20 protein-coding genes and 1 other RNA gene are annotated in these 24,434 nt (G+C 56.9%); 5 read left to right on the top strand and 16 right to left on the bottom strand.

Annotation, left to right across the window (positions count from 1 at the left end):
* Window positions 1–130: 130 nt before the first annotated feature.
* From cydB to ACED87_RS03515, 3 genes are all read right to left on the bottom strand, one after another.
* Window positions 131–1,210 carry a cytochrome d ubiquinol oxidase subunit II gene (gene cydB / locus ACED87_RS03525; protein ID WP_449082777.1) on the bottom strand — a complete coding sequence of 360 codons (1,080 nt, stop codon included), beginning with the start codon at window positions 1,208–1,210 and terminating at the stop codon, window positions 131–133.
* A 17-nt stretch (window positions 1,211–1,227) separates the two neighbouring features.
* Window positions 1,228–2,799: a cytochrome ubiquinol oxidase subunit I gene (locus ACED87_RS03520; RefSeq protein WP_449082775.1), complete on the bottom strand. Its 1,572-nt coding sequence runs from the start codon at window positions 2,797–2,799 to the stop codon at window positions 1,228–1,230.
* A 467-nt stretch (window positions 2,800–3,266) separates the two neighbouring features.
* Window positions 3,267–5,360: a DNA gyrase/topoisomerase IV subunit B gene (locus tag ACED87_RS03515; protein WP_449082773.1), complete on the bottom strand. Its 2,094-nt coding sequence runs from the start codon at window positions 5,358–5,360 to the stop codon at window positions 3,267–3,269.
* Between the two features lie 200 nt (window positions 5,361–5,560).
* On the opposite strand from ACED87_RS03515, the gene ACED87_RS03510 reads away from it, so the two are divergent.
* A complete protein-coding gene (locus ACED87_RS03510) occupies window positions 5,561–5,758 on the top strand; it encodes a DUF7455 domain-containing protein (protein ID WP_449082771.1) in 198 nt (65 codons plus the stop codon).
* A gap of 843 nt (window positions 5,759–6,601) precedes the next feature.
* Here ACED87_RS03510 and ACED87_RS03505 read toward each other — a convergent pair.
* The 3 genes from ACED87_RS03505 to ACED87_RS03495 form a co-directional block, all read right to left on the bottom strand.
* Complete coding sequence (locus ACED87_RS03505; protein ID WP_449082769.1) at window positions 6,602–7,120, bottom strand: ClbS/DfsB family four-helix bundle protein; 519 nt, start codon at window positions 7,118–7,120, stop codon at window positions 6,602–6,604.
* A 555-nt stretch (window positions 7,121–7,675) separates the two neighbouring features.
* Entirely contained in the window at window positions 7,676–9,190 is a 1,515-nt protein-coding gene (locus ACED87_RS03500; RefSeq protein WP_449082767.1) for a class I SAM-dependent RNA methyltransferase, read from the bottom strand.
* A 40-nt stretch (window positions 9,191–9,230) separates the two neighbouring features.
* Window positions 9,231–11,174, bottom strand: a complete 1,944-nt coding sequence (locus ACED87_RS03495; RefSeq protein WP_449082765.1) for an APC family permease — start codon at window positions 11,172–11,174, stop codon at window positions 9,231–9,233.
* Between the two features lie 197 nt (window positions 11,175–11,371).
* On the opposite strand from ACED87_RS03495, the gene ACED87_RS03490 reads away from it, so the two are divergent.
* Window positions 11,372–12,064 (top strand): potassium channel family protein, encoded by a 693-nt coding sequence (locus tag ACED87_RS03490; RefSeq protein WP_449082763.1) that lies wholly within the window; start codon window positions 11,372–11,374, stop codon window positions 12,062–12,064.
* Window positions 12,055–12,717, top strand: coding sequence for a potassium channel family protein (locus tag ACED87_RS03485; protein WP_449082761.1), 663 nt, complete (start codon window positions 12,055–12,057; stop codon window positions 12,715–12,717). Before ACED87_RS03490 ends, ACED87_RS03485 begins: the two co-directional genes overlap by 10 nt.
* Before the next feature lie 84 nt (window positions 12,718–12,801).
* Here ACED87_RS03485 and ACED87_RS03480 read toward each other — a convergent pair whose 3' ends face one another.
* Genes ACED87_RS03480 through dut form a run of 3 tightly spaced genes read right to left on the bottom strand, consistent with a single transcriptional unit; the run spans window position 12,802 to window position 14,659 of the window.
* Window positions 12,802–13,338, bottom strand: a complete 537-nt coding sequence (locus ACED87_RS03480; protein ID WP_449082759.1) for an asparaginase — start codon at window positions 13,336–13,338, stop codon at window positions 12,802–12,804.
* Window positions 13,339–13,343: 5 nt separating this feature from the next.
* Window positions 13,344–14,180, bottom strand: a complete 837-nt coding sequence (locus ACED87_RS03475) for a DUF3710 domain-containing protein (protein ID WP_449082757.1) — start codon at window positions 14,178–14,180, stop codon at window positions 13,344–13,346.
* Window positions 14,181–14,215: 35 nt separating this feature from the next.
* Window positions 14,216–14,659, bottom strand: a complete 444-nt coding sequence (dut, locus tag ACED87_RS03470; protein WP_449082755.1) for a dUTP diphosphatase — start codon at window positions 14,657–14,659, stop codon at window positions 14,216–14,218.
* A 134-nt stretch (window positions 14,660–14,793) separates the two neighbouring features.
* On the opposite strand from dut, the gene ACED87_RS03465 reads away from it, so the two are divergent.
* Window positions 14,794–15,261 carry a DUF3093 domain-containing protein gene (locus ACED87_RS03465; RefSeq protein ID WP_449082753.1) on the top strand — a complete coding sequence of 156 codons (468 nt, stop codon included), beginning with the start codon at window positions 14,794–14,796 and terminating at the stop codon, window positions 15,259–15,261.
* A gap of 94 nt (window positions 15,262–15,355) precedes the next feature.
* Here the strand turns inward: ACED87_RS03465 and ACED87_RS03460 are convergent, their stop codons facing one another.
* A complete protein-coding gene (locus tag ACED87_RS03460) occupies window positions 15,356–15,655 on the bottom strand; it encodes a DUF4193 domain-containing protein (protein WP_449082751.1) in 300 nt (99 codons plus the stop codon).
* A 424-nt stretch (window positions 15,656–16,079) separates the two neighbouring features.
* Between ACED87_RS03460 and sepH the strand changes: the two genes are divergently transcribed.
* Window positions 16,080–17,369 carry a septation protein SepH gene (gene sepH / locus ACED87_RS03455; protein WP_449089613.1) on the top strand — a complete coding sequence of 430 codons (1,290 nt, stop codon included), beginning with the start codon at window positions 16,080–16,082 and terminating at the stop codon, window positions 17,367–17,369.
* Window positions 17,370–17,555: 186 nt separating this feature from the next.
* Here sepH and ACED87_RS03450 read toward each other — a convergent pair whose 3' ends face one another.
* The 6 genes from ACED87_RS03450 to ACED87_RS03425 form a co-directional block, all read right to left on the bottom strand.
* Entirely contained in the window at window positions 17,556–18,788 is a 1,233-nt protein-coding gene (locus ACED87_RS03450) for an alkaline phosphatase family protein (protein WP_449089612.1), read from the bottom strand.
* Window position 18,789: 1 nt separating this feature from the next.
* Entirely contained in the window at window positions 18,790–19,413 is a 624-nt protein-coding gene (locus ACED87_RS03445; protein WP_449089611.1) for a DUF5998 family protein, read from the bottom strand.
* 72 nt (window positions 19,414–19,485) lie between these two features.
* The gene (locus ACED87_RS03440) at window positions 19,486–22,314 is read right to left on the bottom strand and encodes a bifunctional acetate--CoA ligase family protein/GNAT family N-acetyltransferase (RefSeq protein WP_449089610.1); all 2,829 of its coding nucleotides are present in this window, start codon (window positions 22,312–22,314) and stop codon (window positions 19,486–19,488) included.
* 80 nt (window positions 22,315–22,394) lie between these two features.
* The gene (locus ACED87_RS03435; protein ID WP_449089609.1) at window positions 22,395–22,916 is read right to left on the bottom strand and encodes a hypothetical protein; all 522 of its coding nucleotides are present in this window, start codon (window positions 22,914–22,916) and stop codon (window positions 22,395–22,397) included.
* Window positions 22,917–23,156: 240 nt separating this feature from the next.
* Window positions 23,157–23,532: a transfer-messenger RNA gene (gene ssrA / locus ACED87_RS03430) on the bottom strand.
* Window positions 23,533–23,683: 151 nt separating this feature from the next.
* Window positions 23,684–24,430, bottom strand: a complete 747-nt coding sequence (locus ACED87_RS03425) for a DUF4190 domain-containing protein (protein ID WP_449089608.1) — start codon at window positions 24,428–24,430, stop codon at window positions 23,684–23,686.
* Window positions 24,431–24,434 lie beyond the last annotated feature (4 nt).

Below are 24,434 nucleotides of genomic sequence, written 5' to 3'. Positions count from 1 at the left end.
TTCCAACCGGGTAGACCCAGGTTCATGAGCTGGGCCGTGGGTATGAGCACATCTGCCCACCCTGAGTAGGCGAAAGGACGCCGGGAACTACTCCCGGCGTCCTTATCTTTGATGTGCCTTGGGCTCTGGCCTATGCCTTGTGGGCGCTTGTGCGAGTGGCACGGGTAGCCAGCTCGGTGGCGTCATGGGCATCAGGGATGCTTTCAACGCGCAGGCGCTTGCGGAAGACCCAGTAGGTCCAGCCCTGGTAAACCAACAGAATCGGGATGCCGAAGAGAGCAACCCAGCTCATCACGCTCAGGGTGTACTCGGAGCTTGACGCGTTGGCGATGGTGAGGTTGTATGCCTCATCTAGGGTGGAGGGCATGACGTTGGGGTACAGGGCCAAGAAGATAGCTAGTACGCCTAGACCGATGAAGGCTGCAAAGCCGGTGAAGGCCTTGCCCTCCTGCTTGCGGCTGGCAAAGAACCAGCCGATTAGCAGAGCGAGGACGGCAAGTGCTGTGAGGGTGTAGGAGATACCGTTACCGGTGGTCACCTGCATGTAGAGAACCCAAACCACAACGGGCAGTACCAGTACCGGTGAGAGCTTGGTGAGGGCCGCACCTGCACGGTGGCGTACCTCGCCGTCAGTCTTTAGGGCGATGAAGGCCAGGCCCATGACCAGGGAAACACCGACCATGGCTAGGCCACCCATCACTACGGCGGGGGTCAGCCAGGCGAAGGCACCGCCTACGCGGTCACCGTTAGCGTTGACGGGCAGACCGGTTGAGGTCAGTGCCAGCAGGGCACCGACCAGGAAGGCGATGAAGAAAGAACCGACCGAGATGGCTACGGTCCAGCCTGCAATCCACTGCTCGGAGTCCTTCTTGCCGCGATATTCGATAGCTACTGCACGGAAAATCAGGGCTAGCAGGGCAAGGGTTAGCGGAATGTAGAGGGCTGAGAAGAGGGAGGCGTACCAGAGGGGGAAAGCTGCGAAGGTAGCAGCGCCAGCGGTAACAACCCACACTTCGTTTCCGTCCCAGACAGGGCCGATGGTGTTCAGTAGGAGGCGGCGTTCTTTCTCATTCTTGGCAAAGATGCGGCTCATGAGCATACCTACGCCCAGGTCGAAGCCGTCCAGAATGATGTACCCCACCCAGAAGAAGCCGATGACTGCGAACCAGAGAGTCGGCAGAAGAGGCTGGTCAGCAAAAAGCTCAAACATGTGTGTAAGCCCCTTTCTTAGTAGGCGAACGCGAGTACGTCGCGGTCGTTCTTCTCGTCAGTTGTGTGTGGGTCTTCAACCAGCTCGGGCATAGATGCCACCACACCGGCCTTGACGTACTTGGCGAGCAGGTAGACTTCCACGACCATGAGGATGCCGTAAATCAGGCCCAGAGAAATGAGCGAGAAGAGAATCTCGTAGCCAGATACACCGGGTGAGACGGCTGCTGCGGTGAACATCATCAGGGCGGGGTTGCCGTCGGGGTTGGGGGCAACGACGAAGGGCTGGCGGCCCATTTCGGTGAAGATCCAGCCGGTGGCGTTGGCACCGAAGGGTGCCAGGATGCCCACGATAGCTAGGTTAGTGATCCATTTGGCTTCAGGTACGGTACCTTCACCCTTCTTGCGGGTTACCCACAAGACGTAGAGGAAGGAGAGGGCGCTGATGCCGCCGAGGGTGATCATGCCGCGGAAGCCGTAGTAGGTGACCTCCATCAGGGGCAGGAAATCAACCTCAGTGCCGGCGCGTTCACCGTAGATTTCGGGGTTATCGGGGATGGTGCCGCCGTAGGCTTCCTTGTACTGAGGGAGCAAGGTGGTGATGCCGGGGACGTCGGTGGTGAAGTTGTCGTAGGCCAGGAAGGAGAGCAGGCCGGGAATTTCGATAACAGCCTGGACCTGGTCGCAGTCCTGCGCACCGGGAGATGAGAGGGAGAAGAGGGAGAAGCCAGTACCGTCGTGGCAGGCGGCTTCGGCTGCTGCCATTTTCATGGGCTGCTGCTGAATCATGAGCTGAGCCTGCTGGTGGCCGGTGATACCGGTGCCAACAAAGGCCAGCAGACCGACGATAGCGCCGATGCGTAGGGACTTGAACCAGACGGTGAAGTCGGCGCGGTCGCGGGCGCCTTCGCTGATTTCACCGACGATAACCTTGCCGTTGTCACCGATGGTGTCGATGCCATCGCGGCGACGCTTCCAGAGCTTGTACCAGGCGATACCGACAAGGAAGCCACCGGCAACCTGAAGGGAGCCGAAGATGGCGTGCGGGTAGGCAACCATGGCGGTGTTGTTGGTTAGCACTGCTAAGACGTCGGTCATAACGGGGCGGCCATCAATCATTTCAACACCTACGGGGTGCTGCATCCAGGAGTTGGCCACGATGATGAAGTAGGCAGAGAGCCAGGAGGCGGCTACTGCGATGACCAGGCAGGCTGCGTGTACCTTGGGTGAGAGTTTGTCCCAGCCGAAGATGAAGAGGCCTAAGAAGGTGGACTCTACGAAGAAGGCTAGTAGGCCTTCCATGGCTAGGGGCGCGCCGAAAACGTCGCCCACGAAGCGGGAGTATTCGCTCCAGGCCATGCCAAACTGGAATTCTTGGACGAGGCCGGTTGCAACGCCCATGATGAAGTTGATGAGGTAGAGCTTGCCCCAGAACTTGGTCATGCGCTTGTATTCGTGCTTCTTGGTTCGCACGTAGGCGATGTAGAAGCCAGCTACAACGGCACCCAGGCCTAGGGTCAGCGGAACCATCATGAAGTGGTAGACGGTGGTGATACCGAATTGCCACCGCGCTATTTCGAGGGGATCCATTGATTTCCTTGAGTGTTAAAGTGGTGCACCGTTAGCAGGCTGGCAACTATGCCATAAACACAAGGCAACGGTGCGGGTGTGTTGTGCTCTAGGATAGCTGGCTTCTGTGAGTGTGTCGTTAGGGTGTTTGTGACTCCCCCCACCAGAGAATTTGACGCTTCACTAAAGGTCACTTTCACGCTAAGGCTATCTCTGACTAGGTAGAAGACGACAGCTCACATCTTCTCAAACCGGTGTTAGTGACACTTTGTCATAGTCACACCGGGGCAAGCACCTCTCCCCTAACCCATCAGGTAGAGCCGGGCGGGGCCGTCCTCTTTTTTCAAAAACCCAACCTGAGGGTAAAAGCTAGCCCCTAAAACCAAATCCACAGGCCCTAAAGAGTGATGAATATCATACACATTTGCGGTTATATGACATGCCCCAGGCCCTCAGCAATACCTCACCCCTGCTAACTATAAGAAGCCCTAGGCATCAATCGCAGTGTGGTCAAGCTGGGCGGCACCACGGATAATAAAGTCCTTACGCGGGGCCACCTCAGAACCCATCAAGAGGGTAAAGGCACGCTCGGCAGCCTCAGCGTCCTCAACCCGTACCCGGCGCAGCATACGGTGGCGGGGGTCCATGGTGGTCTCCGCCAACTGGTCAGCGTCCATCTCACCTAGACCCTTATAACGCTGGATAGGTTCCTTATAGCTCTTACCCTCGGCCTCAATACGGCCCAGCAGCTCGTGTAGTTCCTTCTCGGAGTAGGTGTAGACCATCTCGTTAGCCTTACCCCGGTTGATCACCTCAACCCGGTGCAGGGGCGGCACAGCAGCGTAGACATGGCCAGCTTCTACCAGCGGACGCATATAACGGTAGAAGAGAGTCAGCAGTAGGGTACGAATGTGGGCACCGTCTACGTCCGCATCTGTCATCATAATAATCTTGTTGTAGCGTTTGCTCTCCAGGTCAAAGGTGCGCCCTGAGCCTGCACCAATCACCTGGATAATGGCGGCACACTCAGCGTTAGCTAGCATGTCGGTCAGGGAGGCCTTCTGCACGTTCAAAATCTTGCCGCGAATAGGCAGCAGCGCCTGGTAGGTAGATGAGCGGGCCAGGCGGGCAGTGCCCAAGGCCGAGTCACCCTCAACGATGAAAAGTTCAGACTTCTCAACATCAGTAGAGCGGCAGTCTACGAGCTTGGTGGGCATGGACGAAGTTTCCAGGGCGTTCTTACGACGCTGGGTTTCCTTATGAACTCGCGCCGAAATACGCGACTTCATCTCAGCAACAACCTTCTCAGAGACAGCTGCCGCCTGGGTTTTCTCGCCCCGGGCTGTAGAGTTCAACTTGGCAGCTAGTTGCTTGGCTACCACCTTAGAAACAATCTGACGCACCGCCGGGGTGCCCAGAATCTCCTTAGTTTGCCCCTCAAACTGGGGCTCAGCCAGACGCACGGTCAGCACAGCGGTCAGACCTGCCAGCACGTCGTCCTTTTCAATTTTGTCGGTGCCGGCCTTGAATTTACGCGCATTATCGGCAATGTGCTTGCGGAAGGTTCTGAGCAGCCCCTGCTCAAACCCGGTCTGGTGGGTACCGCCCTTAGGGGTAGCGATGATATTGACGAAGGTGCGCAGCTTGGTTTCGTAACCAGTGCCCCAGCGCAGGGCAACATCAACCTCGCACTCGCGCTCTACTTCGGTGAGCTGGGAGTGGCCTTCAGCATCCAGCACGGGGACGGTCTCAGTGAAGGTGTCGGTACCGGTGAAACGCCAAATATCGGTCACAGCCTGGTCATGGGCCAAGTAGTCCACAAATTCTGCGATACCACCGTCATGCTGGAAGACTTCCTCAACGGTTTCAAACTCGCCGGGGGTGCCAGGCAGGCGGCGTTCATCGCGCACAGCAATACGCAGCCCAGGGATCAGGAAGGCGGTTTGGCGAGCACGGGCGGCCAGGTTTTCGTAGCTGAACCGGGCGTCCGGGGTGAAAATCATGGGGTCAGCCCAGTAGCGAACCCGGGTGCCGGTGACTCCGCGTTTGGCTTTACCTACTACCTGTAGGGCGTCGGCGGAGGCGGTGAAAGGGGCATCGGGTTTGGGGGTGCGGGTGCCTTCGAAAATACCGGGAATGCCGTGGCGGAAGCTCATCTGGTAGGTTTTGCCGCCGCGGTCTACCTGCACATCAAGGCGGGAGGAGAGGGCGTTCACGACCGAGGCGCCCACACCGTGCAGACCACCTGAGGCAGTGTAGGAGCCGCCACCGAATTTACCACCAGCGTGCAATTTGGTATAGACCACTTCCACACCGGAGAGGCCGGTGCGGGGTTCAATGTCGGTGGGCACGCCGCGGCCGTCATCTTGCACCTCAACGGAGCCGTCCTTATAGAGGATGACCTGGATGGACTGCCCGTACCCGGCTAAGGCTTCATCAACTGAGTTGTCGATAATTTCCCAGAGGCAGTGCATGAGGCCGCGTGAGTCGGTGGAGCCAATGTACATGCCGGGGCGTTTGCGTACGGCTTCGAGGCCTTCGAGCACCGATAGGTTGCGGGCGGTGTAGTTGTTTGCTGCCACGAAACTCTCCTGCAGGTGTGGACGGTGTGCCTATCTAGTGTAGTACAGGTGTTCGGGTGGCAGGGTCTTTGGCGGCACGGGCCACGGCCCCTACCCGGTTGGCGGGCAAGGGTTTCGTGCTCTGGGCGAAAGGACGTGCGGACGCGGCCGGGCCGGTGGTTGGATAGAGAGTAGAAGGAAAGCTTTTGAAAGGAGCTACCATGAGTGCAACTCTTGAGACCCGCCGCGAATTGACTGCTGCTGACCGTTGCGATGCCTGCGGCGCTCAGGCCTATGTGCGTGTGGTGATGAGCTCTGGCCTGGATTTGCTCTTCTGCGGCCACCATGCTCGCGCTAAGGAAGGTGCCCTGCGCCCTATGGCAGCCGAATGGGACGACCAGACCGACCGCCTGAGCTAACCCCTGGCTCCTACCCCACCCGCCTCGCCCCGTAGTGGGGGTAGGTACCATCTACATCAGAAAACCCACCAAACTTGAACTAGGTGGGTTTCTCTGATTTTGGTGGTCTTTTCCGGAAACCGCTAAGCCTCGTACCGGCTAAATACCGCCAAGGTTTCCACTTGTTCATCATTGTCCAAACCTATGAGGGTTCTTCATAAGGGGTGCCCAACAACAAAGAAACACACCCCCTCACCACCGAAAAACCCGCCCACACACCCCAAGCAGCCGCCGAAAACCCGAACACAAAACACCCCAAATCTTCACTTGCACGATAACGCGTTCCACCACCACTCACAGCTTATCGACAATACGGCTGCTATCTCCTTTACAGCCTCGAGTGAGCGTTTTCACCCCAGGCTTACACTGAGCAGGGGGGGCAACAACCTCAACCCGACGGTAGCCCCTATCAACAAGGGTCATCTCCTCCACATACTTATGTAAGACCGTGCTCCTTGGCGGCATAAACATCATGCCAAGCACCAGGTAGCCGGTCAGTAATGACAAGGAGCCTGCCATCAATGGTGCAGATGATCTGGTGGTTGTAGCCAGCACGTTTATCTTTGCCTGAAAAGTTTATTTCACCTCGCCAGTTCCAGACCGGTACCAGTGTGCTGTTGATGACCAGTGAACCTGGTGCTTTGAGTGCCTTGTTCTAGGGGTGGGTTAGGGTAAGTTTCCTGGGTTTTTGTTGATTTTTTCGCGGTGTCAGGTGGTTGTTGGGGGCTTCTTGTAGGGTGGTGAGTTGCTGGTAGTTATGGGTTTGTGGGGCAACGGTTTCTCTGGTGTGGTTTTGAATAACCCTCATAATACTATTTTCTTCCATTTTCTGATTTTAGTTCTGAAAGTTCCAAAAGGTGCAACAGTATTTACATGAATAAACTTATACACTTCCCAAGTCGCTGTTTTAGTCGCTTCATCAGCCCAGTTTCTCATATGCGGTTCAAATAATTCTTCCTCACTCAACGAATCAATCATAATATAAATAGAATTAATATTCTCATTTAATTTTGCTTTCAACTCTTCCAAAGATAAATGAGCGTAGGTATCCGTGAATGACTGATATAATTCACCGAGTTGATTCCATTTAAATTCATCCGATGGTGTTTTTACTTGAAGCCCCTTTCTTTCATCTTCTTCCCATTTAAGAACCAAACTTGTCCAGCCAACCTGATAGGCAAGGTTTTCTGCTGGAGTTCTATCGGCTCCATCAACTCTCTTATCTTTTAAATTTTCTGGAATAATATCAAATTCTGAAATATACTTCTCAAATGTTTTACCTATTTCAGCTTTTAGTTGTTCTTTATTTTCGTATGTTCGCAAAAATTAACCTTCTTTCTAATTCATTAATGTTTTGATTTAAATTGACCTTATTTTCCTATTTACACCTTCTAAGAACACTACAACAGCTGCTCCCACTCCACCATCGGTATTCCGTAAGGACTAACTAAAAATCAAATAATTAATGCTTCTACACCAATGCTAACTTCTTTTTGTAAAAAATGCTATGGCTCCAAATATACAAAATATCATCAGTAAATATAGTATTCCCGTTTCTATGCCGAGCATGAATGTAAGAAGGCAGTTAGGATACTTGAATAAAAGACTCATTGGAAACAAGATTATTTTTATCATCAATCTTATAAACACCCTCTCTCTTTATTGCATCATTTTAAAGTTCCTTCATGGTATCCATAACAGTATCTTCTTTTTCCAGTGTGAATTGCGGGATAACTTGTTTTTCTTTTTTGACTTATTATAACCCCCTCTCAGCTCTATACCGTATTTCTTTTTAATTTGTGCGATATGCAGTGTAGAAACCTTAAAGCTAAATTTCTTCAGTACATACTCTTTTATTTACTCATAAGCAGACTTGCTTTAATCACTTGTTGCATCAAGCTCATCCAGCTCAATTTCAACATTTATGTGCTTATCGACATCAAGTTTGGACAAAAGAGCTACCGTCTCCACATGGTGGGTGTTGGGGTACATGTCAAAGGCCTCAACAGCATCAAGCCGCCAGCCTGCTGCGCGCAGGTAGCCGGTGTCACGGCCCAAGGCTGCCGGGTCACAGGCCACGTAGATAATCCGCTGGGGTGCAAGGGCAGAAATCTGCTCCATGACGGTGCGGCCCGCACCCTCACGGGAGGGGTCACAAATTACCACATCCGGGGCAGCGTAGCGGCCCTCGGCCACTTCACCGCTGATTTTCTCCAGCACCTGGGCCACGTCCCCGTTTTCCACGCGCACGCGCGTCCGCTCAGACCTGTGAGTTCGGGAGGGCCCCTCGTCACCAAAGTTCTCGGAGGCGTTGCGGCTGGTCACCGGAGATCCCTCAATCGACAAAACCGTGCCCTTGTCGCCCACTGCGTCAGCGGCTAGGGCGGTGAAGAAACCGGCACCGGCGTAAAGGTCATAGACCGTCATGCCCTTTCTCAGGCCGGCTGCCTCAAGCACCGCATTACCCAGCACCTCAGGGGCAGCCCGGTGAATCTGCCAGAAGCCTGTAGCGGCCACGTTCCAATAGAAGTCCTGGGCGTAAACAGTGGCAGCCTCAAGGAGGTTAGGGCTGGTAGCCCCAGCGATGACGTCAGCGGGTTTAGTGCCGCGGCGGCGTCCGCCCTTTTTCTCAGCGGTAAAGACCAGGGTTATCATGCGCTCTTCCAGCGGCCCCCACAGGGCCCGGGCCTGGGCCTCAATATCCGCGGCGACCGCCGCAGGCGTGGTGCGGGCAGATACGGTAAAGACCACGGCCACCATATCGGTGGCAGAGATCGCCACATCAACCCGGGTAATACCGGCTAGTTTGAGCCGGTGCAGCTCTAGGGCCTCGATGCGCTCATCGGCCAGGGGGAAGCCCGTAACGGGGACGGGCACCGAGCTAGAGTGCGGGAACATAGCGATTTGCTGGCTCTCGCGCTCCACCGCAAAATGTACTCGGGTGCGCCAGTGCAGCCCCTGCTCATCACCGGGTAGGGCATGGACCGGCAGCTTAGCCAGCAGCGGGTGGTTCTCAGGCACCCCGCCCAGGCGCACTAGCTGCTCCTTCACAATCTGCTGCTTATAGGCCCGCTGGGTTGCGAGAGTCAGGTGCCCGTATTCCATACCGCCCAGGGGCTGAGCAGACGCCAGCGCGTCCGCCGGTGCCCAGGGGTGGGGGCGGCGCTCCGGTGAGGGGGTATCGACGGAGACCACATCTGCGAAGAAGAAGCGGCCTTTGGGGCCACGGCCGGTAATGCGGGCGGTGGCCTGCTCCCCTACGATGCCGTGGCGGACAAAGATGACGCGGTCGCCTGCTCTAGCGACCAGGGCCCCGCCGTGGGCTGGGCGTTCGGGGGTGAGTTCTAGCAGGTCACCGATAGCAGGTTCAGGTGAGGTGGTGGTGTCAGTCATGTGTTTCTCGCTTCGAGGGTGGCTCGGTGGGTTTTCTAATTTATCGGTCTATTTGCCAGGGCACGGAGGCCACCACGACACCTGGTTCGTGGCGCAGGCGGGCTTTGAGCTTGTGGACGGTGCGGCGTTGGAAGATACCATGCCACCAGTGGGAGGCCACATATTCGGGCAAGTAAACCACCAGCACGTCGCGGGGAGATTTTTGGCGCATCTGGTGCACATATTCGAGCAGGCTGGCAGCGGGGTTGCGGTAGGGCGAGTCCAAGACGGTCAGGTCTACGGGCAGTTCTAGGGCCTGCCAGGTGTCAATGTTTTCGCGGGTGCGGGCTTGATCCACGTTCACTAGCAGAGCCTCAATGGATGAGGGGCGGGAGGCCCGCGCATAGGCCAGGGCCCGCAGTACAGGCTTGCGCACCCGCTCAACATAGATAAGGGCATGGACGCGGGAGGGGAGGGCCCGGTCAGCGGCTAGTTGGTCGGGATCCGTGGAGAGGGCTAGTTGCCGGTCGATGCTGCTGTAGTGTTTGTTGGTTTTAATCATGAGCCAGGTCAGAAGAAGAATGAGCAGTACGGTAACCCAAGCACCGTGAACGAATTTGGTCAGAACAATCACCACGAGCACGGTCATTGAGGCGCCAGTGCCGACTGCGCTGATGCCGATATCACGCCAGAGGGCGCGCCGTTTTTGGGTATTGAGGGTGATGCGTTGGGTGCGCCAGCGGTTGCGAAGCACCGCATATTGGGTGAGGGTGAGAGCGGTAAAGACTCCCACAATATACATTTGCACCAGGGTGTGCACGTTGGGCCCGACGATGGCCACCAGCAGCATAGAACTGGCCCCCAGGGTCAGCACACCATTAGCGTAGAGGGCCGTGGAGCTGCGGGCTGAGAGGTGCACCGGCAGGTACTGTTTGGAGGCTATGGCAGTAGCCAGCATGGGGAAGCCGGTGAAAGCTGTCATGGCCGCGACCAGGAGCACCCCAATGGTCGCTGCACCGAGTAGGACGCTGGCTAGGGGCTGGTGGAAGATAGCGTCGGTCAGTTGGAGAAGAACGGGTATTTGGTGGAAGTCCTCCCCCACCATTTGGCCAGCAACCAGTAGCCCCTGGGCCGGGTCAAGGACGGTTACCACCCCGGTTTGCCGGGCCAGGTAGAGCACACCCAGAAGGGAGAGGGCAGAGATCCCGCCGATTACCATGAGGCTAGTGGCGGCGTTGCGCTGGCGCGGCGGGGCGAAGGCCTTGACCGCATTACTCACAGTGTTCACCCCGGTCAAAGCCACAGCACCAGAGGCAAACGCCCTCACCAGCAGCAGAGTTACACCCAGCTGGGTTGTGAGCACCTGGCTGGTATTCTCTGGCACCAGCACCGTGTAGTCAGCCGAGACTGCGCGCCCAAGCTGGCCGGTGGCGTCCGCAATAAGACCGCACCCGATGGTAGTAACCAGCAGCACCAGAAAAATATAGGAGGGCAGGTGAGAGATTCGCAGCATCACTTTCAGGCCGTGCAAGCAGATAAAAGTCACCAGGGCAATCAGTGAACAAGCTATCAGCCTTTGATGCCCCAAAAGTAGGGGGGTAATCGATTCAAGATACTGGGCAGCAGAAGAGAGCGAGACCGCAACCGTGAGCATGAATTCGACCATGAGAGCCGCACCCAGTACCACCGCGGCTGTTACCCCCAGGTTCTGGTAGACCAGGGCGAAGTCGCCACGCTCCCCCACATGCTGAATGTTGTACCGGTAGGTGCCCACCACAATCAGCAGAATCAGGGCGATACCCAACCCCACCAGGGGCGAGTAAGCTAAGGCCCCGTGACCAGCAAGGAGCAAAGTCAGCAGGATTTCATCAGGAGCGTAGGCCACAGAAGAGAAACCGTCAGCCCCAAACAGGGGTAGGGCACGGCGTTTGGGCAGGTTGCCTTTTTTAGCCTGCCTGCTGGTGACAGGGGCACCAAAGATTAGGCGGGTGGCCGCGCTCCTCATATTCCTCACAGGCTCTAACCGTAGTCGCTGAAAGGGGGAAAAAACAGCTATACACACCACATTTTAGTGAGCGGCGAAGGTACCCCACCCGGCTAGGGCGTCTCAGTTGGGTCGTGGGGCCACCAAGCGTAGACTAGAGGTACCCCTGTGCTGCGGGGTATGTGTTTATTTTTCGTTGTCTTGTCGTGAGGTGCTAAGTGCCCCATTTTGTGATTATGGGTGCCGGTCGTGTGGGCGTCATGTTGGCTCACACCCTAGAAGATGCGGGCCATTCGGTTGCTGTCATTGACCAGGATGAGAGGTCATTTCGCCGCTTACGCAAGGATTTTGCGGGCAAGAAGGTCACGGGTGTGGGCTTTGACCGTGAGACCCTCAAACGGGCCGGCGTTGAACACGCCTATGCCTTTGCGGCTGTCTCCTCTGGCGATAACTCCAATATTATTGCCTCCCGTGTGGCCCGAGAAACTTTTGGGGTGCAGCATGTGGTCGCTCGTATCTATGACCCCAACCGTGCCGAGTTCTACCAGCGTCTGGGTATCCCTACGGTAGCGGCAGTGCGGTGGTCTACCGATCAGGTACTGCGCCGTATTTTGCCTGAGCAGGCCATGGCCGGTGACTTCCGTGAAGCCTCAGGTCGTCTCATGCTCGGTGAACTTCAGTTACACGAGAGTTGGGCTGGTCACGCCCTGACCGAGATTGAAGAGGCCGCAGGGGTGCGGGTAGCCTACCTGACCCGCTTTGGGGAGGGCATGCTACCAACGAAGGAAACCTCTTACCAGCAAGGTGATACGGTGCACGCCATGATGCGCACCGAAGACATCAACGACATTGCCAGGGTGCTAGGTGCACCCCCGGCAGGCCAGGATGAGGGGGATCTTGAGTGGAAGTAATCATTATTGGTGCAGGCTCAGTAGGCTCTTCAAGCGCCCGGGAGCTACTCTCCCACGGCCATACGGTCACCATTATTGACATTAAGCCCGAGGCTATTTCTCGCAGCGGTATTCAGCGGGCCCATTGGGTCATTGGGGACGCCTGTGAGCTGTCCGTCCTACGGCAGGCTAAACCTGAGAACGCGGACGTCATTGTAGCCGCCTCAGGTGACGATAAAACCAACCTGGTTGTATCTCTCTTAGCCCGCAGTGAGTTTGGGGTGCCCCGCACCGTAGCCCGCGTGAACAACCCCAAAAATGAGTGGCTCTTTGATGAGGCCTGGGGTGTTGATGTTGCAGTTTCTACCCCGCGGCTGATGACAGCCCTAGTGGAAGAAGCCGTAGAGGTCGGTGACGTGGTGCGCCTGATCACCCTCAAGACCGGTAGCGCCACTTTGGTGGAATACACAGTTCCGGCTGACCACCCCATCATTGGTCACACGGTAGATAACGTGCAGTGGCCCTACGAGACCACCTTGACCGCCATCTTGCGCGATGGGGTACCGATTACCCCCAGCGGAGACGACGTCATTGAAGGCGGCGATGAACTCTTCTTTATCACCACCCCCACCGGTGAGGACGACATCCGCGCCCTCTTTAGCTCACCGGTTTAACTAGTCTGGCACCCAGTATTACACCAGAGGACGCTGGCCCCACCTTGTGTTGTAAAGGTGGGGCCAGCGTCCTTTGAGTAGATGCTAAGAAATTGGAACTATCTCATAGCGGGGGTTATACATGAGGGGCTTCTCCCGGGTGCTGAGCATACCTGAGACCCTCAGGTAGCCACCGGCTGCTATACCCGGCACCTGGCGCTGACCCAACCATACCAAGGTCAGCACCGTACCCGGTGCTAGAGGCGGGAACTCCGGGTAGAGCACACGGGGCCCTGCCCGGTTGACGCTAAAGCGAGTAGTAAACCCGGTTTCCTCATCGAGCACAGAGATTTGACCGGTTGAGGTGTCCTCAGTGGTGCTCACATCGGTAGTGTCATCCAGGTCTTCACCGGTTTCTGCAATGGGCATACCCGTCATGGGGTGGGTCTTTGCCGGCGGCAGGGGCTTAGACTTATCGACCAGCAGGGTCACCTCAAACTTGGGGGTGGCCCCTACATGCGAAATGTGCACCCTGGCTACTCGCCCAGCGACTCGTGCACGGAACCGCTGCGGGTACTCTTCCAGGCGGGTCACCGGCCCGGCCACCTGCTGCCGGGTGAAGGGCGACTCAGTCTCAGGCATAGGCCCTAACCGATTTCAGTGATCTCAGGGCCGCGGCGGGGCACCTCGACAGTAGGTTTCTTCTGAGCTTCTGCAGCTGCAGCGGCCTGGGCGTCAGCAGCCTCCTGAATCTGCTGGGGCACGCGCATAGGCAGCAAATCACGCGGAGGCATAGGCTCAGAGCCACGGTTGACCACAATAGTGCGGAAAACCTCTTCAAGAGCGGTTGCACTCTCCCCAGGCAAAGCAGCCTTACCGGAGAACACCCCACGCACAAACCAGCGCGGCCCATCAACACCCACGAAACGGGCGACACGGAAGCCCTTACGGCCGTCAGGAAGCTCAGCGGGCACACGAGAAATAAGCTGACGCCCAAAGGGGCCATCATTAATATCGACCTGGCCTCCCTTACGGCGCACACTTTCAGATAGTTCCTTACGGATATCATCCCAAATCCCTCGGCTCTTAGGAGCCGCAAAAGCCTGCACTTGAAGGGCGCCTTCACCGATTTGCAGGGTAACAGCAATAACTTGCTGAGTTTTCTGGTCAGCCTCAAGACGCAGGCTCAGCCCCGGATTACTCTTAATCAGCAAGCCACCCAGGTCAATATAGCTAGAACCGGTACGTTGCTCGGTGACGTCAAAGGGGCCGTTCTCACGGGTAAATTCTACAAAGGAGACAGGCAGAGCTGCATCTACGGCAGGCTTCTGAGCTTTGCTACGACCAGCTACTAGGGCTGTTTTTTCGGTGGCGCTTTTGCCCTGCCCCTTCTTCTCACCCGCTGCAGGGGCATCTGCAGTGCCCTGTTCACGCTGCGTAGCGGCGGTATCCGCATTCTTCTTTTTCTTACCAAAACCAAACATAGTGCCTCCTTAGTGGCCTAGCCTCTCTACTGCTCTTACTGTACGCCTGTGGAACCAAACCCGGCAGACCCACGTTCAGTTTCGCTCAAGCTCTCCACCACATTAAAAATAGCGGACTCAAACCGCTGAATCACTAGCTGGGCGATACGGTCACCGCGCTCGATAGTAAAGGGCTGGCTACGGTCGGTGTTGAGCAGGCTAACCATAAGCTCACCGCGATACCCCGAATCAACGGTGCCCGGGGCGTTGACAATAGTAATACCGTGCTTAGCGGCCAGACCCGAACGCGGGTGCACCAGACCCACATACCCCTCAGGCAGAGCAATTGCCACACCAGTGGGCACCAGGGCACGCTCACCCGGGGCAAGGGTCAAGGTCAGGCGCGAGCGCAAGTCGGCTCCGGCATCCCCGGGCTGGGCGTAAGCGGGGGGTTCAAGCCCCTCATCGAGCATCTTGATATCAATCTTAAGCTGGTTCATCACTCTCTTTACTGTACCGGGTTATGCACCGGTCTGCCGCTCACGTCGGGGGCTAAAACCCCTTAGACTAGAAGCAGTGCTGCTGGGTGCCCCCCCGGCACTGTGCCCAGAATTTTGTTGTATCGAAGGAAGCTATGCCTGTTACTGCCCCCACTGTGCTCTACCGTGAACGACTAGCCCCGGGTCTTGGCTTATGGGTCGGTTGTGTAGGTGCTGGTCTCGCTTCTTATCTGGTGGGTGCACCTATCAGCATTACCGCAGGGGTCATTGCCGGTGTTGTGGTCTTTCTTCTGCTGGGTGTGATTCTCTATGGGAGCTCTCCCACTCTAGAGATTACTGATAGCACGGTGCGCTTTGGTCGGGCCCGTATCGAACGGGACTATGTGGGCCGTGCCTACGCTTTTCGTGGGGAGAATGCCCGCCTGGCTACTGGCCCGGCACTGGATGGGCGGGCGTATATGTGTTTCCGGGGGTGGATTACCTCAGTAATTCGGGTAGACATTACCGACCCGGCAGACCCAACCCCCTATTGGATTGCTTCCTCCCGTCACCCTGAGAAGATTGCAGCGATCCTTAATGAGGGTTTATCTGAAGAAGGCTAGGGCTTGTAGGTTCTCTTCAAAGTTTCAGTAGAACCAAGGGCGGGCCCGCGTTATGACAACGCGGGCCCGCCCTTGTCTGTTGAGTTTCTATCTTTTAGCTCTCGCACTCAATGCAGTACTTGAGGTCGCCCTCTTCACGGGCGATCTGGGAGCGGTGGCGCACCAGGAAGCATGAGGCACAGGTGAATTCGTCGTCCTGTGCGGGGAGAACCACAACGTTTAGTTCTTCGTTGGAGAGGTCAGCACCGGGTAGTTCAAAACTTTCGGCTGCTGCGTTTTCGTCCTCGTCCACTGCACCTGATTGCATTTCTGAGGGGCGTGAACGCAGCTCCTCAAAGGATTGGTCTTTGCTCTCTTCATCTTGCTTGCGAGGTGCATCGTAATCGGTTGCCATGGTTTTCTCCGTATTAGGTGTGCGAAGGGTAGATACCCCCTCTGTCTGGTCTGGGGCACCTGCACCCCGGCTTGATATCGGTTGCCCCTGTATTGGCCGGGGCCTCCGATTGTGTTGAGGTGACGGGTAGAATTGTTCACTATTGCTTGCGAGAATGCAAGCGGAGAGTTCATGTTCTCTCTGAGCGAGTCATATAGGTTGAGTGAGGGTTGGTGCAGGGTAAGACATTTATTTCAAGTTCTTCCTGAGCTTGAGATAATTTTCCTTGAAAAATCGGGTATTTTCAAAACTTCACCCCCTCCCCCAGCTCCTTTAGCTTTCAGGCAGAGCTTGAGCCGGTAGTCTTTCAAGTAAGTGTAAAGATTGAAGTGAGCACCGCCTTGTCTTGGAGGTGGTGCCCGGCCCCATCTAAGGAGACCGAGCAGTGCGTGAACTGCGACTAGCTGGCATTCATGACGATGGTGAGAACCTCGTCCTCGAATCATCTGACGGCGCAACCTACCTCTTGCCCATCGACCAGAACCTGCGGCAGAGCATTGCTCGTGCCCGCCGTATCAGCCCCTTACGCGGCGGTAGCGCTGGTGGCGCCTTTGGCCCCCGTGATATTCAGACCCGATTCCGTCAGGGTGCCACGGTTGAAGAAATTGCTGCAGAATCAGGCTGGGAGCCAGAGCGGGTGCGCCGCTATGAGTGGCCTATTGTCGCTGAGCGTGCCAACATCATTCAAACGGCCCGTACCGCCGTTATCTCTGCTGCCCCCGGTCAGGGCGAGGCAGCTCAGAGTCTTGACCAGCATATTGAGTCAGTATCTGAGCGTTATGGCTTTACCCAGGCCCCGATGGATTGGAGCACTTGGCAGCAGGAGTCTGGCCAGTGGACCGTATCGGTTGATATAGATTTGGGTGCGGACGCCCAGGCCAACTTACCGCGCAGCGTCATGTTCCCTGCCCGGTGGAACTTCAACCCTGCCAACCAGAGCATTTATGCCTCCAATGAGGCTGCCTACTTCTTGATGGGGCGCGACCATTCCCACGATGCACCGATTCCGGGGCTTTCCAAGCAGTCTGTGACCTCACAGGGCGAGCAGGTGAGCGATGCCTCTGCGCAGTCGGTATCGTCCTCCGCCGGTGTTCAGGTTGCTGAGCCTCGCATTACTCGGGTGAGTGTGCCTGAGCAGAAAGAGCAGAATGAGCTGCTTGATGAGCTGACAGCCCGCCGCGGTGTGCGCTCCTTTGACCCTGCTAGCGAGCGCAAGCTAGCTGATCTGTTGGAGCGTGCCCGCCGCAGCTCCCGCCCTGCTGCTGGGGTGCAGGCTGAGTCTGTTTCTGAGGCTGGTGAAGATTTTAGCCCGGTAGTTGAAACGACTGTTGAGCAGGAGGAAACCTCTGCCGAAGGTGCTGTAGCGCCACAGCCTGCCCTGGACTCGGGCCCTGTTGATGCGAATGCTGTTGATGCGAACGCTGTTGAAGTAGGCGGTGAGGAAGTCAGCGAGGCTACATCAAACGACCGTGAATCAAACCGTGAGAGCATCAAGGAACCCGACGCACTTGAAACTGATCTTGGTGAAGAGGTTGCTGGCGCTAAAGAACCAGTAGCTTCTGATGAGGAGCCTCTAGGCCATGACGATGAGGCCCCTGCCCCTAAGTCCAGCCGAACTAAGCGCACCAGTGTGCCCAGTTGGGATGACATTATCTTCGGTAACCAGCGCCGTTAGACTTCGGGTGTTTATCATCTATTAAAGCCCTGTACCTACCCTGAGGTTAGGTACAGGGCCTTTGCTCTTGGCCAGACGGCGCCCCACCTGGAGCCGACCTTTGAAGCAGAGACACCTCAGGCAGAAGAAACTCTCCTTCTTGACCTACCCCAGCAAGTGGCCACTCCGGCCGTCCTTAGGGTGGGCCTAGCCAGTCGGTAGCATCAGCAGCGGAACCTGTGTTTCCTCAAGCGTTAGCGACCCGTGCTGCCCTACCATTTGCAAGGCATGGGGTTTGTAATGGCGCATATCGTACAGGGCGATAGGTTCGCGGGCAGCTACGATAATATCTCCAATGCGGCGGCGGGCCTCGTCCGTAACCTGCGGGCCAAAATAGCCGGCCTCACAGAGGTTTTCAGTATCAAAAATCCAGGCCTGCTCCCCCCAGGCTTCTGCCCAGCGCCCCAAAGTATCTTGGCGGGCCGCGGGGCTGGAGTCCTTCAGGTAAAGCTGCACCATGCGGGGTTCACCGGCTGTTAGCTCAACATTCTCAAGCAGGGCAGCATCACCTGAGTAGTCGATACGGTTCTGGGGGTCAACATCTACCATGCCGTGATCGGCAGTCACCAGCAGCAGCACATGCGACGGCAGTCTACGCGCTAGCGATTTAAGGGCAAGATTGAGCTCTTCTAGCTGCTCAAGCCATTGGTCTGAGCTGGTGCCGAACTTATGGCCGGTCTGATCAATTTCTCCCCAATAAAGGTAAACCAAGGACGGCTTGCGGGAGTTCAGCAGGCTAGCAGCCAAGGTGGTGCGGGCACCATACCCGCCTGCGTGCACAAAACGCCCACCTCGTAGCCCGGCCTCACTCAAGCCAGTACCCGCGTACTTGCTAAGCGAGACTGTTGCAACGTCTAGGTGGTTTTGGTATCGCTCAAAAACGGTGGGGTGGGGCTGCCAGATGTGGGGGTCTACCGTCTTATCCCAGCCTGAAAGCTGGTTCATGACGGTTCCAGTTGCCGGGTTTTTGACCTCATAACCAGCCATGCCGTGGTACCCCGGGGCGGTTGCGGTGCCGAAGCTACTGAGTGAAGCGACCGTGGTTGACGGCACCGCTGAGTGGATAGGCCCAAGCTGGGTGGCCTTCTTCAAGAGGGGGGAGTAGGAGCCGTAGGTTGATAGTAGGCTCTGGCCCAAGCCGTCAACCATGACCAGGCAGACGCTGCGATAACGGGTGGGGTCGACCCCGGCAGAGCGCAGCCGCTCAGCTAAGCCGATGAGGTCGTGGCGTCCGGCCCCGTGCAGGGGGTGGGGGTCAGGGGTGATGGAGCCTTGGGCGACCAAGGTGCCGCACGATTCAAAGAGGTCGGCCAGGTTGTTGCCGCCATAGCCAGGTTCGGTGGGTAGGGGGTTGCCGCAGTAGTCGGTGAGGACGCCCATTTTAGGCTCCTGCCTGTACGGTTGCGGTGGTGGGCAGGGTCTGGTGGTTCATGGCTGCCATGTGGGCAGAGCGTAGGGCCCTAGCAAAGCTGCGGGCCTGGGCGGTGGCGTCCGCACCATCTGCGGGGGTGCTCACTCGTAGGAGCATATCTTCGCGGGGGCTCATACCGGTGTAGCCGTGGTCGGCTTCGCACACGGGGTCGGGGCATTCTGCCGGTTGTACATCTAGCCGTTGGGAGCCGGTCCAGGCGATGAGTAAAGAGACCTCTGAGACAGGGCTACCTGTTCGATAGTGTTGGGGCTGGGGGTAGGTGTAGCTGACAGTTAGGGTGCGGAGCCGACTTACGTGCAGGGTTTCTACCGATACGTGAGCGAGAACCTGCTGGCCGTTTTCGTCGAGGTTTTGGTCATCGAGGTGGGCTACAAGAAGGATGTGACCGGCTAAGACTAACACCGTGATATGACGGTGCAGTTCGTTCTGGTCGAAGTGGGTTTCTACTTGGACCAGGTGGCTGGTTGGTGCTAGTCCGGATAAGGCTTCGGCTACCGTATCGAGGACGAGTTCGGGGTAAAACCCCGCTTGCTGGATATCTCTGGTGAGAGCTTCGGCTACGCTGGGGGTCATCGTCTCGTCTCTTTCTGAGGTTTCTTCTAGCTGCTAGGTTTACCTTCCATTTTAGGTCATACCAGCTTGCCCCTAGCTACTCATGGTTCGCCGGGCGGAGTCAGTGTGCTGTTGGGGGTTGCCTAGGCGTATCTTGGCGCCTATCACGGTGAGTGTTTCGTGGGCCAGTAGGATCGGGTTCAGTTCTAGGTAGGCAATCTCAGGGTGGTTATCTTTCATGAGGGCTACCCGGGCGCATAAATCTTCTAGTAGGTCGATTCGCACCTGGGGTATGCCCTTGTCGGCAAAGAGTTTAGCTGTTGCTTTGGGTGAGCGCACCATCTTGTACACATCACGCTCAGTCAGGGGTGGGATGCGGTGGGCCCAGTCGCCAAGGAGGTTGGTTGCGTCACCGGCCATGCCGAAGGAAATAACGGGGCCGATGAGGGGGTCTTCGATGCCGATGAGTACCGCGGTGTGCCCGGCTGGGGCTTGTTTCTGTACGGTGAGGTTGAATTTGCCGTAGGGTTCAAGCACCCGGTGCATGTGGGCTATTTCCCTGAGCAGTTCGGCATCACTTTCGATGCCTAGACGGACGCCGCCCACCTCAAGGCGGTGGCGTAGGGTCTGGTCGGTGGTTTTAAGGACGACGGGGTAACCGCCTGCTGTAGCTGCGGCCGCAATTGCTTCTTGGGCTGTTTCAAAACCGTATTCGGGAAGTAGGCTAATGCCGTACTTGGCGAGGAGTTCTGCGGTGGCGGGGGCAGGAAGATCTAGTAGGTTTTCTCCGCTCACCTGGGTTAGGTGGTGGGCGATGCCTGCGGCTGCAGCTTTTGGGCTCACGTTCTCGGGGGTAGCGAGCGCCCCGGTTTCCTTTTCTCGCCAATCGACGTAGTCCATGACTTTGGCTAGGGCCAGTATGGAAGCACCTGGGGATTCAAAGCAGGGCAGTCCTTCTTGTAGGGTGGGTGCGCACTGCCCCGCTGCGTCAGGATTCTCTGGGGTAGGTAGCTGCTGCTGTGAGTCTTCCCAGATTCCGTGGAGGGTTTGGGCGGTGTTGAGTGTTCCGGGGAAGGCAGCAACTACTGGCTTGCCAGTGCGTTTGCCAGCCTGTTGTAACACTCCTGCAATGTCTTTGGGTTCGATGGAGTCGCCGGTGAGGAAGATGCCAATAGCGGCGTCAATATCTGATGCTTCTAGGGTGCTAGTTGCGACGTCTTCAAGAACTTCTAAGCCGTCAATGCCGTCGTTGGTGAGTCGGAGCGCCGATTCGGTGACTCGCACATCGATTTTGAGGGCTTGGGCTTTATCGGCAACAATTTGCCCCAGGGCTGAGGCGTTGGAGAGGATAGCGATACGTCGGCCAGCTGGTAGGGGCTGGGAGACCAGCACCTGGGCCACATCGAGCACTTTCTCAAAGGTTTCGGTGCTGATCACACCGGATTGCTTGAACATGGCATCGAGTGCTTCGGGGGGTGCGATAGAGGTCCGCCCGGAATGGCCCGGGGGGAGTTTTTGGCCGGTGACCGCGTTCTTAGCGACCAGTACCGGTTTGGCGCGGGAGAGCCTGCGGGTGATGCGGGAGAATTTGCGGGGGTTACCGATTGATTCTAGGTAGAGGGCGCAGACGCCGGTAGCCTCGTCGTCTTCCCAGTACTGCATGATGTCGTTGCCTGAGACGTCCGCGCGGTTGCCTGCTGAGACCAAGGACGAGACACCGATGTTGCGTTTCACCGCGGTGTTAGAGAACATGGCTCCGATAGCTGAGGACTGGCTAAAGAGACCTAGCGCACCGGGCTTGGGGTCTTGGGCGCTCATAGTGGCATCGAGGCGGATGCCCGGGTTATTGTTGAGCAGCCCGAAGGAGGCTGGCCCGATGACGCGCATTCCGTGGCTACGCGCTAATCTCACCAGGGCTTTTTGGCGGGCGTGGCCCCGGGCCCCGTCGCCTGCGTAGCCGGTGGTGTAGATCAGTACCCCGCGGACGCCGGCCTCACCGCAGGCGGCAACGGCTGGGGCTACCTCTGCTAGCGGGAGGGCGATGATTGCTAAGTCTACGCGGGTTGGTAGGTCCTTGATGGTGGAGTAGATAGGGATCTTGCCGGCAGGTAGTTGGCCTTCGTTGATTCCGTAGAGGGTGCCTGTGAATCCGCCGTCTACCAGGGTTTTGAGGATCTTATGCCCGTCGTTGTCCCAGCGGTTTGTGGTGCCGATGACTGCTACGGTTCGGGGGGCTAGTAGCTCGGCAATTGATGTGGATTCCGCGCGGTGTTCGCGTGCTTCCATCACTCCGCGGGAGCGGTCGGTGGGGTCGATGTTGAAGTAGACCATCACCATGCCGTCTTCAAATTCGCGGGAAATCTCGTAGCCTGCGTCGGTAAAGACGTTGAGCATTTTTCGGTTCTGCGGTAGCACTTCGGCGCTGAACCTGTCGATGCCGCGCTCGTTTGCTGCTGCTGCAAGGTGTTCGAGCAGAATTGAGCCGATTCCTCGGCCCTGGTGGGCATCGGAGATCATGAAGGCAACTTCAGCTTCTTTGGGGTTATGTGTGCGGTCGTATCGGCCGATGCCGATGATTTCTTCGCCTAGTAGCAGTACGAAGGCGACTCGATGATTGTGATCTACTGTGGTGAATCGGGTCAGTTCTTTATCGCTGAGGGTGGGTTTGTGGGTGAAGAAGCGCAGGTAGATGGTGCGTTCGGATTGGCCTGCGTACATTTTTTCCAGGGCTGCCCGGTCGGTGGGGATTACTGGGCGTAGGTTTGCTGTGGCTCCGTCCCGTAATACGACGTCGGCCTCCCAGTGGGCCGGATAGATGAAGGGAATTTCGTCGGTGGTGGGGTGGGCTGGGTCAGCCGGGGTGAAGCGGGGGGTGGGGCTGCCCTGCTTGTAGGGGTCTGTGGGCGCGTCTGACTCGGTCATGGGTGTGCTCCTGGGCGGTGCTGGGTGGGCTAGTTCCCATCATAACTCGATTGAGGCACACCTCACAGCAGGGGTGTGGCCTAGTAGCGAGTGTTCTTTTCAATGCAACGAGCGATAGCTTCTTCATCCCCCGCGTAGGTCATCTCGCAGTTAGCTACCTCTGCACCATTCAATAACCAGCTAGCCATGAAGTAGAAGAGTACTGCTACAGGTATGCAGATTGCACCTAACACAATACCGCCCCAGGCCAGGCCAGCTGTCTTTCCGTGCAAGTGGGTGCGCAGATTACGCCCACGCGTGTACAAGGCTCTAATGCCTAGCACAATAGCAGCTAAAGCCGGTATGAGAGCTAAGAGGGCAAAGACGCCCGCCATAAGCACCACAATCCAGCTGACCACACCAGCGGTCAGGGCCATCACCGCCGGGTAGTAGCCGCGACCCCGCTTATCACGCACCAGCTCCCCATAGGGGCGACGGTAGGCATCTGGCACCCGGTACTGGGCAGGCTCACCAGGGGTAGTAAGATCAAGCGCTGGGGGCAGCAGGACGCCCGCCTGTGCTGGAGGGTATGGTTGGGGGTAAGCAGAGGGCTGGGTGCTCACGGCGTCCTCATTTCTTCATGAAACTACTAGCCCGGGGTGGGCCTTTATTGATGTATGGCCAGCTTATCAGCACTTCCCCAGCAACCTAGACAAGGCCGACCCCTACCCCTCTACTAGTCAGCGAATAGTAAGTCTAAAAAGGGAGCACCTTACCCCTGTATGACCGCACAGAAAAAGCCCTCTGTGTGACTACACAGAAAAGGCCCTCCGCCTGGGTTACCCGGGCGGAGGGCCTTACTACTGTGGAGATGCGGGGAATCGAACCCCGGTCCGATGTGGCGTCAACGGGTCTTCTCCGTGCGCAGTTTGTGAAAACGGTGTTTTCGGCTACCTTGCTTGCACAAACACTTACAAGGCCTAACCTAGTCGTATTAAAGTCCCACCCGGCCCTACGACAAGGACGGGCAGCAGTGGCCTTTTAAACTGATGGTAGTGGCTGAGCCAAAGGCAAGCTCAGGCTACCAGACTGCATCGCTGGGATTATTAGGCAGCGAGTGCGAAGTCAGTGCGCTTAGATTCTGCACTTATTTTTTTGCAGAGGGCGTTTACGAGATAACCCTGCGTCCTCGGCACGCTTCATCCATTTCAACTCACATCGTCGAAACCGATCATCCCCATATTCTTTTATCAAAGAACGCCAAGCTAAGCGTTTTCCTGTGCTCCTTCGAGTCGCAACTCATCCATGAAAGGCACCGGCCCAATTAGCTCGGATGCACCAGTCTACCAGTTAGGCCTCACCACTGTAAAGAGCCAACGGACAGGTACAACTAGGCCTTGCGAGTCGGCTCTGCGGTACTCATCGGTACTGTGATGTCAGGAGTCGGCGCTATAGTTTCGCTGGGCCACTCTGTAGTTTCACTGGTCGGCGCTGTGGTTTCAACCCCCATCTTCTCATTGATGCATTGCTCCATTCGAACCTCGTCCTCCGCATAAACCATGCAATCTCCAAAAGCTGTGAAAAACCAGCCAAAGAAAATGAGGGCTATCAAAGAGCCCAGGATGCCCAGGCCGCTCAAAACAATACCGGTGATAGATAGGCCCTTGCCCCCTCCCCCGGTTTTCGTCTGACGCAGGGCAATAATACCCAGTACCAGACCGACGATGCCCACAACACCGCCAATAACCGCCCAACCACTGAGAAAGGCCAGGACACCCAGCACCAGAGAAGCAATGGCTAGGCCTCTAGGGCCCTGGGCAAGCTGCTGGTTATAGGGGTCATACCCGTAGGTAGAGTAGCTGGCAGGCTGCTGACCGCCATAAGACTGCCCATAGCCCTGCTGGCCATATCCCGGCTGAGAGTATTGAGGCTGGCCATACTCCTGTTGGCCGTAGCCTTGCTGGGAGTACTGAGACTGACCATAGTCCTGCTGAGATGTAGCTGCCTGCTCGTGAGAAAAAGAGCTAGGGGCAGCGTCCTGCTGTTCCTGCTGTTCCTGCCCAGAGGCGCTATCTGAGCTGTACTGCCCAGGAACGTAGTTACCGTAGGGGTTTTCCTTGTTATTTCCGGTTGTCATCTCT

It is taken from the genome of Rothia sp. 32237D007AR, assembly GCF_053544675.1.
This window is presented reverse-complemented; position numbering and strand designations above follow the sequence as displayed.